Genomic DNA, 14,958 nt, shown 5'->3' on the forward strand with positions numbered 1-14,958 from the left:
AATACCCCTCTCTACAGCATAAAAACAGCAAGAGGTGATTCCCCATGTCGTCAGCCACATCCCCATCAAAAACCCCTTCCACCGTCCACCCGGTCGACCAGATTCTGCCGGTCCGCCAAATGCTCACCCTTGGCCTGCAACACATGGCCGTCTCGTACATCGGTGCCATCGCCGTGCCGTTGATTGTCGCCAGCGCCCTGAAAATGTCCCAGGCCGACACCGTGGTGCTGATCAGCACCACGCTGTTCTGCTCCGGCATCGCCACGCTTTTACAAACCGTCGGCTTCTGGAAATTCGGTGTGCGTTTGCCGATCTTGCAGGGCGTGGCGTTCAGCAGTGTCGGCCCGGTCATCGCCATCGGTACCAACCCGGAGGTGGGGTTCGCCGGGGTCTGCGGGGCGGTGATCGGCGCGGGGATCTTTACGATGCTCGTCGCGCCGTTCGTGGGCCGATTGCGTCGGTACTTTCCGCCGGTGGTCACCGGCTGCATTGTCACGGTGATCGGTTTGCAGCTGTTCCCGATTGCCTATGAGTGGATCGGTGGTGGCCGCAACGCCAGCGATTTCGGGGCGCCGGCGTACCTTGCCGTCGCCGCCGTGGTGCTCTCGACCATTCTTTTGGTCAACCGTTATGGTGGGCCGATGATGCGCAACATGGCGGTGCTGATCGGGATGCTGGTGGGTGCGGGACTGGCTTACGGTCTGGGCATGGGCAGTTTTCACAGCGTGCAGGAAGCGCCCTGGCTCACCGTGCCTTACCCGTTCTACTTCGGCCTGCCGACCTTCAGCCTGATCCCGATTGCGACCATCGTGGTGGTGATGATCGTGCAGATGGTCGAGTCCATGGGGCTGTTCGTGGCCATCGGCGACATCGTCGACAAACCGGTAGAAGAAAAACAGGTGATCAATGGCCTGCGCGCCAATGGCCTGGCGAGCACCATCGCCGGGATGTTCGCTGCGTTTCCGTTCATTGCCTTCATGGAGAACGTCGGGCTGGTGATTTTGACCGGCGTGCGCAGTCGCTGGGTAGTGGCGATCAGCGGTTTGCTGATGTGTTCCGTGGCGCTGGTGCCAAAGGCCGGGGCGATCATCGCGTCGATGCCGACCGCCGCCCTCGGGGGTGCCGGGATTGCCATGTTCGGGGTGGTCGCCGCAGCGGGCATTCAGACCCTGGCCAAAGTCGATTACGAGCGCAACCGCTTCAACGTATTGATCGTCGGCTTCACCATCGCCGCCGCCCTGGTGCCGGTGTTAGCGCCAGCCCTGTTCAAGCAAATGCCCGAGTGGTCCCAGCCGTTCCTGCATAGCAGCGTGGTGATTGCCTGCCTGGTGTCGGTGCTGCTCAACGCGGCGCTCAACGGCGTCAGTGCTCCCGATGGCACAGCCACCAAGCCTGCGCCCCACAGCCTCTGACTGGAGTAGCACATGACTCAACTTCAAAACATCCTGATCAAAAACCCGGTGGCGGTGATGACCGGCTTGCGCGGCACGCGTGCACGGGCCGGTAGCGTCGATATCCGCATCGTCAACGGTCGCATTGCCGAAATGGCCGAAGGCTTGGTTGCGCAACCCGGTGAGCGAGTGATCGACGCCCGAAACTCGGTGGTCTATCCCGGCTGGATCAACACCCACCATCACCTGTTCCAGAACCTGCTCAAAGCCGTGCCCGAAGGGTTGAATCAGGATCTGCAAGGCTGGCTGGCCAGCGTGCCCTACCCGCGTCTCAACCGCTTTACTCCGCAACTGACGCGGATCGCTGCGCGGTTGGGCATGGCCGAGTTGCTGTTGTCGGGGGTTACGACCTGCGCCGATCACCATTATCTCTACCACGCCAACGGCACCACCGAGACCGGCGACCTGCTGTTCGACATGGCTGATGAGTTTGGTATGCGCTTTGTGCTGTGCCGGGGCGGTGCACTGGAATCGGCCAGCGCTCACCCCGGCTTCTCGAAAACCGCGCTGCAACCGGAGACGCTGGACCAGATGGTCGGCGATATCGAGCGGCTCAAGTCGCTGTATCACCAGGACACGCCGGATGCGATGCGTCGAGTGGTGGTCGCGCCGACCACACCGACCTTCTCGTTGCCGCCAACGCTGCTGCGCGAACTGGCCCACACCGCGCGTGGCCTAGGTCTGCGGTTGCACACGCACCTTTCGGAGACTCAGAATTACGTCAACTTCTGCCGCGAAAAGTACAACTGCCTGCCCGTGGAGTTTGTCGCCGAACACGAATGGCTCGGCCCGGACGTCTGGTTCGCCCACGCGGTGCACTTGCAACCGGGGGAAATCCGCATGCTCGCGCAAACGGGTACCGGCATTTCTCACTGCCCGGTGAGCAATGCGCGGCTGGGCAGCGGCGTCGCGCCGGTGCCACAAATGTATGAGGCCGGGGTGCCGATATCGCTTGGGGTCGATGGCGTGGCATCGAACGAATCCGGGAGCATGGTCGGTGAAGCGCACACGGCGTGGTTGATTCATCGGGCCGAACAAGGGGCTTCAGCGACCACCGCCGAAGATGTGATTCATTGGGGCTCGGCCGGCGGCGCGCAAGTGTTGGGGCTGGGTTCGGTCGGAACGCTGGAAATTGGTCAGGCCGCCGATCTGGTGATCTATGGCCTCGATCATCCACGGTTCTTTGGCTTTCACGATATCGCGGTGGCGCCGGTGGTCGCGGGTGAGCCGATTGCCGTGCGATACAGCATGGTCGGGGGACGGCTGGTGGTCGACGACGGCGTGATTCCGGGGCTGGATCTGGAGCGCATGCGCGCTGAAGCGTGGGAGGGGGTGCAGCAGTTGATGCATGTCGTCGACTGATCTGGCCGCACACACATCCCCCTGTTGGAGTTGGCTAGCCAGCAAGCCGGCTCCTACAGGTTCCGCACCTACTTTCGGGATAACAAACCATGTCCGGTCTAAACGACCTCCTCCACGCCATCGAAACTGCCGCGCGGCAAGGCGAAGAAACCGTCCTCGCCACCGTGGTCAAGGTCGAAGGTTCGGCCTATCGCCGCCCCGGCGCACGCATGCTCATCCCCTTCCACGGCCGAACCATCGGTACCGTCAGCGGCGGTTGCCTGGAACAGGATCTGGCCAAAAAAGCCTGGTGGTTGACCGAATCCGGCGAGCCGGTGGTGCGCCGCTACAGCACCGGCGCCACCGAGGATGAAGACGACGAGCAAAGCGCCCTGACCTTCGGCCTCGGCTGCAACGGCACGGTGTTCGTCATGCTCGAACGCCTGCGCGTGAAAACCCCGTCGATAGCCATCGAACTGTTGCGGCAGGTGCGTGACAGCCTGCAGCCGGCGGCCATGGCGACCATCATTGCCACGTCACGTCGCTCGTCAGTGCGGGTTGGCGATCAGGTGGTGTCGGGCGCAGGCCCCGCGCTGCGCAATCCAGCGCTGGACAGCACGGTCCGCAACGAGCTGCGCAAAACACTCAGCGAGAAGAAATCCTCTCTGCGGCTCTACACCGGCGCCCATGGAGAGTTCGAGGTGTTTTTCGAATACCTGGCCCCGCCGCCGCGTCTGGTGATCTTCGGTGCCGGTCACGACGCACAGCCGCTGGTGCGCATGAGCAAACTGCTGGGCTGGCACGTCAGCGTGATCGACAGCCGTAGCCACTTTGCCCGCCCTGAACGCTTCCCGCAGGCCGATGCCGTCATCGTCGCGGACCTCGACGCCCCCTTTGACCTCGCCCCGTTGATCAACGACGCAGCGGTAGCCGTCATGTCTCACAGCTACCGCCAGGACCGACACTGGCTCGGCCAATTGCTGCAAGGCGCACCGGCCTACATCGGCCAACTCGGCCCCCGCGAGCGGACCGAGCGCTTGTTGACCGACATTCGCCAACATAATCCTGCCCTGAATGCATTGCTACAGCTGCACTACCCAATGGGCCTGGACCTTGGCTGCGATGCGCCCGGAAGCGTCGCGCTCTCGATTCTGGCGGAGATGACGGCGGCGTTGAATCTGCGTAACGGCGGGATGCTCAAGCATCGGAGCAAACCGATTCATTACGTGGATTTGCTGGTGTGTGAAAAGTTGGAGGCAGCGGCAGCGGTCGATTGAGCTGGTTTCAAACGGCAACAGTTTCTCGGCACCTATAAAAAAGTCCCTCAAGCCGAAGTGGACGACTACTCAAGGAAATGAAAGATGCAGAACCGCACGTTTCTCGTTCGGCAGACCTTTGCCATCAGTACTCTGTTATTGACGACGGCCACTTCATTGCAAGCTGCCGACTGGAGCGATAACTCAATCAGTTACTGGTATGGCACCCACTTCGCTGAGCCGGGCATCGATGGCCCGATCGCCAAACACATCGTTGAGTTCACTCACGTTGACGGATACAAATACGGCAGCAACTTCCTCGACGTGCAGGTGTTGTTTTCCGATAAAGACGATCCAGCCGCCGGCGGCGACAACGGTGCTACCGAGGTGTATGCGATATATCGCCATCAACTTTCACTGAATAAAATATCCGGCCAGGATTTCAAGTGGGGACCCGTTCGGGACTGGTCACTTTCGGGTGGCGTCGACTGGAACACCAAAAACACTGCCTTCGCGCCAGCAAAACGCATGCTCGTCATCGGCCCGACGATCAATTTCAACGTGACAGGTTTTTGGGACTTCAGTGTGATGTACCGCTCCGAGCGCAACCACAATGGCTTGCCGTTCGCCCAGGAGCACGATATCCGCTTCAACGACACTTACTACTTGGAAACCGCCTGGGACATTCCATTTCAGCTCGGTTCGGTACCGCTCAAATGGAAGGGTTTTGCCAACTTCGTCCCGCCCAAGGGCAAGGACGGCTTCGGCAACGACAGCGTCAGTGAAACGCTCGTGCACCTCACCTTGCTGGTGGACGTGGGCGAGCTCACTGTCGGCAAGAAAGATACCTTCTTTGCCGGGGTGGGTTACGAGTACTGGAAGAACAAGTTCGGTAACAACTCTGCCAACACACCTGGCACCGAGGCCAATACGCCGTTTCTGAATCTGGAATGGCATCTGTAATGCTCCAATCAGAAGGTACACCGTCTTACACGGACATTTGCATTGAGCTTACCGACTCCATGGATAATGTCCGCACTAATGCGTGGGAGTTGACCCTACAACTTAGCCTCGGGCCGGAAGCCGGGCGGTGTGCCGACCGGACTCATACGGCTAAACCTCAATGAGGTCTGCGACAGGCAGCTACTGGCCATAAGCGGTGGGAACTCCTCCTCACCTCGGCATCTCGAGTGCCAGACTGAAGGTGCGAACCGCAGTCAACCGTGAGTAGGAGTCTACACATGAAGCTTATGCGCCTTGGGGTCGGCTTGGCCAAGAACGTGTTTCAGATTCACGGCGTGGATCGTCATGAGCAGCCGGTCTGGCAGCAGCGTTTACCTCGTGATCGCTGGCTTCAAACAGTGCAGGAGAAGATCGAGCCCGGCTGTGAGATCGGAATGGAAAGATGTGGCGGTGCGCACTATTGGGCGCCGCAGCCACAGGCACGTGGATTTCGGGTGAGGCTGATCGCGCCGCAGTTCGTCAAGCCATACGTCCAGAGCAACAAGCATGACACCAACGATGCCGAGGCAATCTGTGAGGCGATGAGCCGTCGCAGCATGCGCTTCGTCGCCATCAAAACCATCGAACAACAGGATATTCAGGTGTCGGTACTGCGCACGGCCAAATCCAAAGACGATCGACTCAGCCGGTGGGTTGTCCGTTTAGCCGAGCGCTCACCTCCCAACGTGGCCGCTATCGCACTGGCCAATAAAACCGCACGCATGGCTTGGGCGATGCTGCGCAACGGCACTGATTACCAACCGGATCGGACAGCGGCCTGACCCATTCATCCCGGGAGCCCCCCCTCGAAACGATGCCCACTGAAAACTCGCTACCCGATGTTCTCGAACGTCTATACCAAAACCAGCTTGCTTAGAGGCGGCCCTGATGGAGTTGACGTTGAGGGTTGAGAGCCAAGGTGCGACGGATACTGGCGACAATGTCCGCGGCGCGCTTCACACGATCCGTGAGAACGCCGGATTCATCAAACAGGGCCTGGCCAGGCTGAGGGCCCAAGGCGCACTCTGATCAAGACGGCGCCGACGTCCCGCCTGCAACACCCTTTTGAGCATTTGCAAATACACTCCGGAGCCAGCACGCTCTGTTCGGCGCGGCGGATGAACCCGTACGATCCAGTTCGTCAGAAACAAACCCAAATCTATATGTTCGCGGGCAAAATGGCATAATATGCCAACGATCGAAACCTGTTTGCGCTGATCTGGAGCCCACCCATGGCGACTCGAAACGTTGTTCTCACCCCTCACCAGGAACAGGTTATCCAAGACCTGGTTCAGTCCGGCCGTTATCAAAATGCCAGCGAAGTGATGCGAGAAGGTTTGCGTCTATTGGAACAGCGTGTCGCCGAAGACACCGCCAAAATTGAGGCCCTGCGTCAGGCGACCTCGATCGGCATCATGGACCTTGAGCACGGGCGCTTTACTCAGTTGAACGAAGGGGATCTGGAGCATTACCTCGAGGGCTTGAGCCTGGAGGCAACCCTCCCCGCGAGAGAGAAACACTGAGCATGCCGCAGTATCGGATTTCCAACGCAGCGCGCGCCGACATTGTCGACATCCTCAGGCTCTCCCAGACGCAGTTCGGCGATCAAGCACGCCAGCGCTACCAGGCGCTGATCCTCGCGGCGCTGCAAGCTATTGCCGGCACGCCTTATCGTATTGGCAGCCAGGACCGCGATGAGCTTGCACCGGGCCTTCGCAGCTACCACCTCATCTATTCACGCCAGCAGGCCAAACACCCCCACGGGACGGTCAAAAGCCCACGCCATATCGTGTTCTATCGTGTGGCAAACGACTGGGTCCGACCGGACTATCGAGACCCACGACCAGAAACACGATGTTCAACTTTGCGTGCCACTTTCAATGCTGAACAACCGCTTCTCAGGCGTTTTCCGAGGCCAGGCGCCTAGCATTACGCTCCAGCTGCCGATGGACACGCGGATCGATGCCTCTGGCGACCAGCGCCCGGGCAGCACCACGCAGAGCGCGAGCATCTCGTAACTAATTTCAGGATCTGTACCGAGAGAAATACGGGGTTACTTATCCGCCCAGCAAAAGCGGAAGTGCCAGTACTTGGCGCCTTTCGTATTCACGAAAAGAGCGAGGCCGTTGTAGTCAGGGAGGGTGTAGTCCTTGGCGCGGGGTTTGGCGTGCCGGACTGCAGTATCGGTGAGAGCCATCGTACAATCTCCGTCTCGTTTGAATAGAGGAAATTTGTACGGCTTCCGATGAGTTAAGTACCACGAAAAAGTGATCTACCAGGCGCCGGATTAATGTACTAAAAAATGTACTAAGAAAACGTGGATGGTAGTGTTTTCGAGTGGAACTTACTGGAACTAAAAAAGAGGCCGAAGCCTCTTTTTTCATTCTCTACAGACTTCAATGGAAGCCTGTAGAACAATAATTGGAGCGGGAAACGAGACTCGAACTCGCGACCCCGACCTTGGCAAGGTCGTGCTCTACCAACTGAGCTATTCCCGCGTCTTGGTGAGGCGCATTCTATAGAATCCAGGTACCCCGTCAACCCCTTGATTCAAAAAAGTTTATTTCTTTTCCACGTCGGTCTTCAGATGCGGCCAGGCAGCCCGCAAATATTGGACCATGGACCACAACGTCAGGCCCGCGGATATCAGCAGCAAGGCGTAACCCAGCAGCACCCAGAACGTGAAATCCGACGGATTGGCCAGCAGGATCACCAGCGCCAGCATCTGCGCGGCGGTTTTCCATTTGCCCAGGTTCGACACCGCGACGTGAGCGCGGGCGCCGAGTTCGGCCATCCATTCGCGAAGTGCCGAGACGACAATCTCGCGACCGATGATCACGGCGGCCGGCAGTGTGAGCCACAGGTTGCCATGTTCTTGCACCAGCAATACCAGCGCAACAGCGACCATCAGCTTGTCAGCCACGGGATCGAGGAAAGCCCCGAACGGTGTGCTTTGTTCCAGTCGGCGGGCCAGATACCCATCCAGCCAGTCTGTGGCGGCGGCAAATGCGAACACCGAGGCGGACGCCAGGTAGCTCCATTGATACGGCAGGTAGAACAGTAAAATGAAGATCGGAATGAGCAGGACGCGTAGTACGGTAATCAGATTAGGGATATTCATCGGCACAACTGGCTACGAGGTGAGGGGGCATTCTACTCGCTGTGCAGATTGGCATAAATCAACTCTGCGAGCTTTTTACTGATCCCGGGTGCTTTGGCGATCTCTTCGATGCTGGCACGAGACAGCTCCTGCAATCCACCAAAATGTTTCAACAAATCGCGGCGACGGGTCGGTCCGACACCGGCGACGCCCTCCAGTGTAGACGTGCGGCGAGTTTTCCCGCGACGGGCGCGGTGCCCGGTAATCGCGAAACGGTGAGCTTCGTCGCGTATCTGCTGGATCAAATGCAGCGCGGGGGAATCACCGCGCAAGGTGAATTCGTGGGCAGCATCATTCAGGTACAGGGTTTCGAAACCGGCCTTGCGCGTGGCGCCCTTGGCCACGCCCAGCAGAATCAGGTCAGGCACGGCCAGTTCATTGAGCACGTCGCGGGCCATGGACAGCTGCCCCTTGCCACCGTCCACCAGCAAAATGTCCGGTAGCTTGCCCTCCCCGTCCTTCAGTTTGCTGAAGCGTCGAGTCAGGGCCTGATGCATCGCGGCGTAGTCATCGCCCGGGGTGACGCCTTCAATGTTGTAGCGACGGTAGTCGGACTTGATCGGACCTTCGGGGCCGAACACCACGCAGGACGCCACGGTTGCTTCACCACTGGAGTGACTGATGTCGTAACACTCCAGGCGCTGTGGTGGCTCATCCAGATTCAACACTTCCGCCAGGGCATCGAAACGTGCAGCAACGTGTTGACGGTTAGCCAGTCGCGCTCCCAGGGCCTGCTCGGCATTGGTGACCGCCAACTGTTGCCAGCGTGCTCGCGTACCACGAACCCTATGACTGATGGTCAATTCGCGACCGCGCAGCTCATCGATGGCCGAGATCAGGGTCGGGAAGTCTTCGTGAACCACGTTGACGATCAGTTCGCTCGGCAAGTCGCGCTCAGGACTGCTGATGAAGTACTGGCCGAGAAACGCCGCCATGACTTCAGAAACGTCCTCTTCAATACCCACCTGCGGGAAGAAGTTCTTGCTCCCCAGCACCCGCCCACCGCGCACACTGATCAAATGAACGCAGGCACCACCCGGATTGACAAACGCCGCGATCACGTCGACATCGCCCGTCCCGCCTTCCATGCTTTGCTGGTCCTGGACCCGGCGCAGCAATGAAATCTGATCCCGCAACTCGGCCGCACGTTCGAACTCGAGGTTGATCGCCGCCTCTTCCATTCCTGCGGACAACTCATCCGTCAGCGCATTGCTGCGCCCCTCAAGGAACATCACCGAGTGCCGTACGTCTTCAGCGTATACCTCAGGCTCCACCAGCCCGACACAGGGCGCCTTGCAGCGTTTGATCTGGTATTGCAGGCAAGGACGGGTGCGGTTCTTGTAATAGCTGTCTTCGCACTGACGAACAAAAAACGTCTTCTGCAGCAGGCTCAGGCTTTCGCGAATGGCGCCGGCGCTGGGATAAGGGCCGAAGTATTTGCCCTTGGCCTTTTTTGCACCCCGATGGATGCTCAAGCGTGGAAACTGACCATCCGAGAGAAAGACGTAGGGGTAGGATTTATCGTCGCGCAGCAGGATGTTGTAGGGCGGACGCCACTCCTTGATCAGAGTCTGCTCAAGCAACAAGGCTTCGGTTTCATTGGCCGTAATCGTCGTTTCGACCTGAGCGATACGCGCAACCAGCGCCGCGGTCTTGGGCGCAAGACCGGATTTGCGGAAATAACTCGACAGACGATTCTTGAGGTTCTTGGCCTTGCCGACGTAGAGCAGGCGTGCCTCGCTGTCGAACATGCGATACACACCAGGACGCCCACTGACCGTCGACAGAAAGGCGCTTGGATCGAAGACTTCAGTCATTTTTAGAGGCTAGCATCGACCATGCCGTGACGAACCGCCAACAGCGTCAACTCGACATCGCTGCTGATCGAAAGCTTTTCGAAAATGCGGTAACGGTAAGTGTTCACGGTTTTTGGCGACAGACACAGTTTATCGGAAATGATCTGGACCTTCTGACAGCCGACAATCATCAGCGCGATCTGGATTTCCCGCTCCGACAAGGCATCGAAAGGCGAATCATTGGTCGGCTGGAAGGATTTGATCGCCAGTTGCTGTGCAATCTGCGGGCTGATGTAGCGCTGCCCGGCAAACACCAGGCGGATAGCCTGGACCATTTCCGGCAATCCGGCGCCCTTGGTCAGATAACCCGCGGCACCGGCCTGCAACAACCGAGTCGGAAACGGATCTTCTTCGCAAACGGTGACCGCGACGACTTTGATATCCGGATGACTGCGCAATAATTTGCGCGTGGCTTCAAGACCGCCGATGCCGGGCATCTTGACGTCCATCAATACCACATCGGGTTTCAACTCACGCGCCTTGAGCAGGGATTCTTCGCCTGACTCAGCCTGGCCGACCACTTGCAGGCCATCGATGTCAGCCAGCATTCGTGTAATGCCTGTACGAACGAGATCATGATCATCGACTACTAGCACCCTAATCAAGCAGACACCTCGCGAAATGGTCTTATTGGGTTGCCGACACCTTAGCAAAAAGCGACTGGCAGACCTAGCGGCAAGCGTCATATAAAAAGTTTCAATACATCTTGAAAGGCTTGTCGTATGCGTGTTTCAGCCAGGCGAGGCATCGATATCGCGCTGCATTCTCAGGAAACACTCGTCTGTGCCGACCACCTTGAGCCCCTTTCTCTCATACAACGCTTGCGCGGGATTATTTTCAAAAACCGTCAAACGCAATGCCGGACGCCGTTCCTTGCACGCCATGGCGAATACCTGATCAATCGTCCAGGAACCGGCGCCCTGCCCTCGAAATGCTTCGATGACATGCAACTCGCGGATGTACAGGGCTTTGGCATCACGACTCAGGCTTACGAAACCCACCAATGCCTCACCGCGCACAATCAACCAGTTCTCGCGCCCTGCCCAGCCAACATCGAAACCTTCGTCCTGCCACAGCAGATCGTGCTGAATGTAATAGCGCAGCATGTTTTTGCGGGTCAGTTCACGAGCGAAGTCGAGGTCCCGGAGCGCCGCCGGGCGTAATTCAAATGCCATCATGCCTCCGCGACAGCCACTATTTGCCCCTTCCAGCCATCAGCATCGCGCCGAGCCACGACCATCAGGTTGCCTGTACCCGGTGCGGCTGCAACCAGCGAGCCGTCCGACGCCCAGATCGCGCTGCGTCCTGCCGATTCCCAGCCACCCGTTGCACCGCCATGGTTGGCCATCAGTACCGTCATCGAATGAGCGCTGGCGTAGCCTTGCAGCAACGCGGTATCCGGGGCGTAGCCGTTTTCCGTGATCAGCACGCCCGCCGCATAGAGATCGGCGCCTTGCTGCGCCGCCGCGGCGGCATGACTGGCGTGAGAGAAATCCGCGCACACCGCCAACGCGACCGTATCGGCACCGATGGTCAGGGTCGAACCGCCGGTGCCCGGTGCAAATGCAACCTCCTCGCCTGGATGCAGATGTTGCTTGCTGTAGATCCCGAGCGATCCATCAGCGCCCAACACCAGCGCCCCAATCAATACGGGCGAATCCTGCGACAGGCGAATCGGCATCCCGACGACTGTCGTCACACCGACTTCCCGCGCGAAATCCCGTAGCGGTTGCAGAACCTCGGCGTCTGGCGCAATAGCCAATTCAGCCGCAAGTCCACGCTCGCACCCGGTCAGCGATAACTCCGGAAACACCAACAACTGCACGCCCTGCTCCGCGGCAAGTTGTATGAAGCGCTGATGCCACACAATATTTGCGGCAAGGTCACCGGCGATGGAGATCGATTGAGCAGCGGCGATGATCAGGGGCGTCATGGTTCGTCCTTGTGACGTTGTACGTAAGCGGAACACAAAGTGTGTCACAACCGGCGACGCACTCAAGCGATAGAAAATGCCGTCGGTGATCGATAGCATTTTCTGATTGAATCCGTGTACTGGCCTCTAGTAAGCTCGGCGCACTCATCGGAGACAAACCATGTTCAACGCCCTCTCACCGCTTCGTACCGTCAGCGCCCTGCGCTCGGTGGCGGCTGCCCGGGTGAATGACGTTTGTGCTCCGGTCAGCTTTTATTTTGGGTATTGGTTTAGCCACTGGCGCGCCTGATACCCACACGGCGCCCACTTTAAACGGGTCGCCACCAGAGAATTCTCAACCCCCGGTCGGCTTCCCGACCGGGGGTTTTGTTTTTTCAGCCCCGCACATTTTTAGCGACACACCAGACAACCAGAGGATTCAAAAATGAACTACGCCACTTATTACCGTCACGACAGTTTTACCGCCTGGCGATTTACCAGCTTCCGCTCGGGACAGCCTGCCGCCTCCGATCGGTCACCCACAGGTGGCAAGCACACACACGCAGCCAATCCGGCCAATTGTCGAACACCCCAGTAGGGCCGAGTGCGCGGGAACGAACCCGCCGCCTGCCCAGGAAGCCCGAATATGAACTCGTCCGTCTCCGCTCTACCGCTGTCCACCTTGAGCCCTGCCAATGAAGCGCTGACCTTGCGTCTGCCAAGCTCATTGCAACTCAAACAGCAACTGCCACTCAGCAATGCCCTGAGCCAGCAAGTCGCCGCCCACCGCCAAGCGGTTCGCGCGATCCTCAACGGTGAAGACTCCCGTCTGCTGGTCATCGTCGGCCCCTGCTCGATTCACGATCCTCAGTCCGCCCTCGAATACGCCGGCAACCTCGCCCGCCTCGCCGCCGAGGTCAGCGATGAAATGCTGCTGGTGATGCGCGCCTACGTCGAAAAACCCCGCACCACCATCGGCTGGAAAGGCCTGGCCTACGACCCGCAGCTTGATGGCAGCGACGACATGGCCGGCGGCTTGACGCTGTCCCGCGAGTTGATGCGCGAAATGCTCCGCCTGGGACTGCCGATTGCCACCGAATTACTGCAACCGATGGCTTCCGGCTACTTCGACGACCTGCTGAGCTGGGTCGCTATTGGCGCTCGCACCACCGAATCGCAGATCCATCGGGAAATGGCCAGTGGCCTGAGCATGCCGGTCGGCTTCAAGAACGGCACCGATGGTGGTGTCGGTGTTGCCAGCGACGCCATGCGCTCTGCCGCCCATCCGCATCGTCATTTCGGTGTCGACAGCCAAGGTCATCCGGCAATCATTCAGACGCCGGGCAATCCCGACACCCACCTGGTGCTGCGTGGCGGACACCGCGGGCCGAACTACGACCGCGACAGCGTCGCCCAGGTGAACAGTGACTTGACCAAACTGAAGATTCCGGCCCGGATTATGGTCGACTGCAGCCATGCCAATAGCGGCAAAGACCCGTTGCGTCAGCCAGCGGTGTTTAACGATGTGCTTGAACAGCGCCTGCAAGGTGATCGATCACTGATCGGCATGATGATCGAGAGTCACTTGTTCGAAGGCTGCCAACCGCTGGGCCCATCAATGCGTTACGGCGTATCAGTAACAGATGGCTGCCTTGGCTGGAGCGGGACGGAATTACTGTTGCGCCAGACAGCCGATCGGCTCAGAGCGCAGAGCAGGAATCAACAATCGGCGTGAGTCACCCCCTCTTCCAGTCCTCCCATCGAGGACTGGACGTCGGAATCGAGACACTATCAACAGGCAAAGGATGTTCCCGAAGTAGGCCATCGCAAGAAAACGCTCTGTTACAGATAAAAAGATGTCCAAATATTCCGAACAAGACCTCATCTACTTTCGAACTTTCGTACATTTTCTATTCCGTTTTCATCAGGTTACAGCGGCTTTTTCATACAACGCCGAACAGCTGGTGTGCTTTAGAGTGAGCCCATCAACACACCTCTGAACGACTGCGAAAAAGGAAAGAACATGCTACGGAATGCAACTACTCAGTATCCGATTCTGTTGGTCCACGGGCTCTTCGGCTTCGATCGCATCGGCAAGATCGAACTCTTTCATGACGTCAAGCAGGCCCTCAGGAGTGCAGGCGCAAGAGTGTTTATCCCGCACTTGTCGGCTACCCATAGCAATGAAGTTCGAGGCGACCAACTGCTGGCGCAGATAGAACGAGTACTGGAAGGAACCGGTGCGAACAAAGTCAACCTGATCGGCCACAGCCAAGGCGCACTCGCTGCACGTTACGCGGCAGCGACAGCGCCGGAGGTAATCGCTTCGGTGACATCCGTCAGTGGACCCAATCACGGCTCGGAACTGGCCGATTTCTTGCGCAAGGCGCTGACGCCCGGGCGCCTGCCGGAACACGTCGCCACGACGGTTGCAACGTTGTTTGCAGACTTTCTGTCGTTGCTCAGCGGTCACCGTCACCTGCCGCAGAACGCCATCGCCGCTCTGAATGCCCTGACCACCGAAGGTGTAGGCGCGTTCAACGACAAGTACCCCCAAGGGTTGCCGAAAACCTGGGGTGGCAAGGGTCGCGAGCTGGTCGACGGCGTACGCTATTACTCCTGGAGCGGGACCTTGCAGGGCGACATTCTCGACAAAGGGCTCGATGCACTGAATCCGCTGCACGGGTTCCTCCGCTCCTTTTCCCACTACTTCACCACCGAACCCGAGCAGAACGATGGCCTGGTTGGCCGCTACAGCTCCCATTTGGGCAAAGTCATCCGGTCCGACTACCCGCTGGATCATCTGGACAGCCTCAGCCAGACCGCCGGTCCGCTGCGCAAGGGCATCGACCCGATTGCCCTGTATGTGCAACATGCGGAGCGCCTGAGAAATGCCGGCCTATAAAGGAAAACCGTACCGGCCTGCATAGTCTGTACGGAACTTTGAGAAGAAATAGACCACTGAATCCGGTAGGCTCCG

At 58.8% G+C, this 14,958-nt stretch carries 16 protein-coding genes, 1 tRNA gene and 1 pseudogene; 11 read left to right on the top strand and 7 right to left on the bottom strand.

Features of this window, described 5'->3' with window-relative positions; genetic code table 11:
- The first annotated feature begins 44 nt into the window (after window positions 1–44).
- The 8 genes and pseudogenes from ACIQU2_RS06240 to ACIQU2_RS06275 all read left to right on the top strand — a co-directional run bounded on the left by ACIQU2_RS06240 (window position 45) and on the right by ACIQU2_RS06275 (window position 6,977).
- A complete protein-coding gene (locus ACIQU2_RS06240; protein ID WP_403139423.1) occupies window positions 45–1,412 on the top strand; it encodes a nucleobase:cation symporter-2 family protein in 1,368 nt (455 codons plus the stop codon).
- Between the two features lie 12 nt (window positions 1,413–1,424).
- Complete coding sequence (locus ACIQU2_RS06245) at window positions 1,425–2,813, top strand: amidohydrolase family protein (protein WP_403139425.1); 1,389 nt, start codon at window positions 1,425–1,427, stop codon at window positions 2,811–2,813.
- Between the two features lie 89 nt (window positions 2,814–2,902).
- Window positions 2,903–4,069 (top strand): XdhC family protein, encoded by a 1,167-nt coding sequence (locus ACIQU2_RS06250; RefSeq protein WP_403139426.1) that lies wholly within the window; start codon window positions 2,903–2,905, stop codon window positions 4,067–4,069.
- Between the two features lie 84 nt (window positions 4,070–4,153).
- Window positions 4,154–5,011, top strand: coding sequence for a hypothetical protein (locus tag ACIQU2_RS06255; protein WP_403139428.1), 858 nt, complete (start codon window positions 4,154–4,156; stop codon window positions 5,009–5,011).
- Between the two features lie 278 nt (window positions 5,012–5,289).
- The gene (locus ACIQU2_RS06260) at window positions 5,290–5,832 is read left to right on the top strand and encodes a transposase (RefSeq protein WP_403139430.1); all 543 of its coding nucleotides are present in this window, start codon (window positions 5,290–5,292) and stop codon (window positions 5,830–5,832) included.
- A 32-nt stretch (window positions 5,833–5,864) separates the two neighbouring features.
- Window positions 5,865–6,079 (top strand): annotated as a pseudogene (locus tag ACIQU2_RS06265) (hypothetical protein).
- A 203-nt stretch (window positions 6,080–6,282) separates the two neighbouring features.
- Window positions 6,283–6,573, top strand: coding sequence for a type II toxin-antitoxin system ParD family antitoxin (locus ACIQU2_RS06270; protein ID WP_024698769.1), 291 nt, complete (start codon window positions 6,283–6,285; stop codon window positions 6,571–6,573).
- Window positions 6,574–6,575: 2 nt separating this feature from the next.
- On the top strand, window positions 6,576–6,977 hold the full coding sequence (locus ACIQU2_RS06275) for a type II toxin-antitoxin system RelE/ParE family toxin (protein WP_403139433.1): 402 nt from the start codon (window positions 6,576–6,578) through the stop codon (window positions 6,975–6,977).
- A 126-nt stretch (window positions 6,978–7,103) separates the two neighbouring features.
- Here the strand turns inward: ACIQU2_RS06275 and ACIQU2_RS06280 are convergent, their stop codons facing one another.
- The 7 genes from ACIQU2_RS06280 to ACIQU2_RS06310 form a co-directional block, all read right to left on the bottom strand.
- A complete protein-coding gene (locus tag ACIQU2_RS06280) occupies window positions 7,104–7,247 on the bottom strand; it encodes an Arm DNA-binding domain-containing protein (RefSeq protein ID WP_403139434.1) in 144 nt (47 codons plus the stop codon).
- A gap of 225 nt (window positions 7,248–7,472) precedes the next feature.
- A tRNA-Gly gene (locus tag ACIQU2_RS06285) sits at window positions 7,473–7,548 on the bottom strand.
- 62 nt (window positions 7,549–7,610) lie between these two features.
- Window positions 7,611–8,171 (bottom strand): CDP-diacylglycerol--glycerol-3-phosphate 3-phosphatidyltransferase, encoded by a 561-nt coding sequence (gene pgsA / locus ACIQU2_RS06290; protein ID WP_008150904.1) that lies wholly within the window; start codon window positions 8,169–8,171, stop codon window positions 7,611–7,613.
- Between the two features lie 32 nt (window positions 8,172–8,203).
- Window positions 8,204–10,027 carry an excinuclease ABC subunit UvrC gene (uvrC, locus tag ACIQU2_RS06295; protein WP_129443717.1) on the bottom strand — a complete coding sequence of 608 codons (1,824 nt, stop codon included), beginning with the start codon at window positions 10,025–10,027 and terminating at the stop codon, window positions 8,204–8,206.
- 2 nt (window positions 10,028–10,029) lie between these two features.
- On the bottom strand, window positions 10,030–10,671 hold the full coding sequence (gene uvrY, locus ACIQU2_RS06300; RefSeq protein ID WP_008015884.1) for a UvrY/SirA/GacA family response regulator transcription factor: 642 nt from the start codon (window positions 10,669–10,671) through the stop codon (window positions 10,030–10,032).
- 126 nt (window positions 10,672–10,797) lie between these two features.
- The gene (locus ACIQU2_RS06305; protein WP_403139437.1) at window positions 10,798–11,241 is read right to left on the bottom strand and encodes a GNAT family N-acetyltransferase; all 444 of its coding nucleotides are present in this window, start codon (window positions 11,239–11,241) and stop codon (window positions 10,798–10,800) included.
- Window positions 11,241–11,999 (bottom strand): carbon-nitrogen hydrolase family protein, encoded by a 759-nt coding sequence (locus tag ACIQU2_RS06310; protein ID WP_403139438.1) that lies wholly within the window; start codon window positions 11,997–11,999, stop codon window positions 11,241–11,243. The genes ACIQU2_RS06305 and ACIQU2_RS06310 overlap by 1 nt, the downstream gene beginning before the upstream one ends.
- Before the next feature lie 160 nt (window positions 12,000–12,159).
- Here ACIQU2_RS06310 and ACIQU2_RS06315 point away from each other — a divergent pair, with 160 nt between their 5' ends.
- The 3 genes from ACIQU2_RS06315 (at window position 12,160) to ACIQU2_RS06325 (ending at window position 14,883) form a co-directional block, all read left to right on the top strand.
- On the top strand, window positions 12,160–12,288 hold the full coding sequence (locus ACIQU2_RS06315; protein ID WP_347806549.1) for a hypothetical protein: 129 nt from the start codon (window positions 12,160–12,162) through the stop codon (window positions 12,286–12,288).
- A gap of 336 nt (window positions 12,289–12,624) precedes the next feature.
- Window positions 12,625–13,713 carry a 3-deoxy-7-phosphoheptulonate synthase gene (locus ACIQU2_RS06320; RefSeq protein ID WP_403139440.1) on the top strand — a complete coding sequence of 363 codons (1,089 nt, stop codon included), beginning with the start codon at window positions 12,625–12,627 and terminating at the stop codon, window positions 13,711–13,713.
- Between the two features lie 288 nt (window positions 13,714–14,001).
- A complete protein-coding gene (locus ACIQU2_RS06325; protein ID WP_403139441.1) occupies window positions 14,002–14,883 on the top strand; it encodes an esterase/lipase family protein in 882 nt (293 codons plus the stop codon).
- The last annotated feature ends 75 nt before the right edge of the window (window positions 14,884–14,958 follow it).

It is taken from the genome of Pseudomonas sp. NPDC098740, assembly GCF_044760065.1.
Taxonomy (GTDB): domain Bacteria; phylum Pseudomonadota; class Gammaproteobacteria; order Pseudomonadales; family Pseudomonadaceae; genus Aquipseudomonas; species Aquipseudomonas rossensis.

What these genes read in the sequence shown, in the direction of transcription:
- ACIQU2_RS06325 (WP_403139441.1), top strand. Translation starts at nt 14,002, where the DNA reads ATGCTACGGAATGCAACTACTCAGTATCCGATTCTGTTGGTCCACGGG.
- ACIQU2_RS06305 (WP_403139437.1), bottom strand. Translation starts at nt 11,241, where the DNA reads ATGGCATTTGAATTACGCCCGGCGGCGCTCCGGGACCTCGACTTCGCT.
- ACIQU2_RS06280 (WP_403139434.1), bottom strand. Translation starts at nt 7,247, where the DNA reads ATGGCTCTCACCGATACTGCAGTCCGGCACGCCAAACCCCGCGCCAAG.
- ACIQU2_RS06320 (WP_403139440.1), top strand. Translation starts at nt 12,625, where the DNA reads ATGAACTCGTCCGTCTCCGCTCTACCGCTGTCCACCTTGAGCCCTGCC.
- ACIQU2_RS06275 (WP_403139433.1), top strand. Translation starts at nt 6,576, where the DNA reads ATGCCGCAGTATCGGATTTCCAACGCAGCGCGCGCCGACATTGTCGAC.
- ACIQU2_RS06270 (WP_024698769.1), top strand. Translation starts at nt 6,283, where the DNA reads ATGGCGACTCGAAACGTTGTTCTCACCCCTCACCAGGAACAGGTTATC.
- pgsA (WP_008150904.1), bottom strand. Translation starts at nt 8,171, where the DNA reads ATGAATATCCCTAATCTGATTACCGTACTACGCGTCCTGCTCATTCCG.
- ACIQU2_RS06260 (WP_403139430.1), top strand. Translation starts at nt 5,290, where the DNA reads ATGAAGCTTATGCGCCTTGGGGTCGGCTTGGCCAAGAACGTGTTTCAG.
- uvrC (WP_129443717.1), bottom strand. Translation starts at nt 10,027, where the DNA reads ATGACTGAAGTCTTCGATCCAAGCGCCTTTCTGTCGACGGTCAGTGGG.
- ACIQU2_RS06240 (WP_403139423.1), top strand. Translation starts at nt 45, where the DNA reads ATGTCGTCAGCCACATCCCCATCAAAAACCCCTTCCACCGTCCACCCG.
- ACIQU2_RS06250 (WP_403139426.1), top strand. Translation starts at nt 2,903, where the DNA reads ATGTCCGGTCTAAACGACCTCCTCCACGCCATCGAAACTGCCGCGCGG.
- ACIQU2_RS06255 (WP_403139428.1), top strand. Translation starts at nt 4,154, where the DNA reads ATGCAGAACCGCACGTTTCTCGTTCGGCAGACCTTTGCCATCAGTACT.
- ACIQU2_RS06310 (WP_403139438.1), bottom strand. Translation starts at nt 11,999, where the DNA reads ATGACGCCCCTGATCATCGCCGCTGCTCAATCGATCTCCATCGCCGGT.
- ACIQU2_RS06245 (WP_403139425.1), top strand. Translation starts at nt 1,425, where the DNA reads ATGACTCAACTTCAAAACATCCTGATCAAAAACCCGGTGGCGGTGATG.
- ACIQU2_RS06315 (WP_347806549.1), top strand. Translation starts at nt 12,160, where the DNA reads ATGTTCAACGCCCTCTCACCGCTTCGTACCGTCAGCGCCCTGCGCTCG.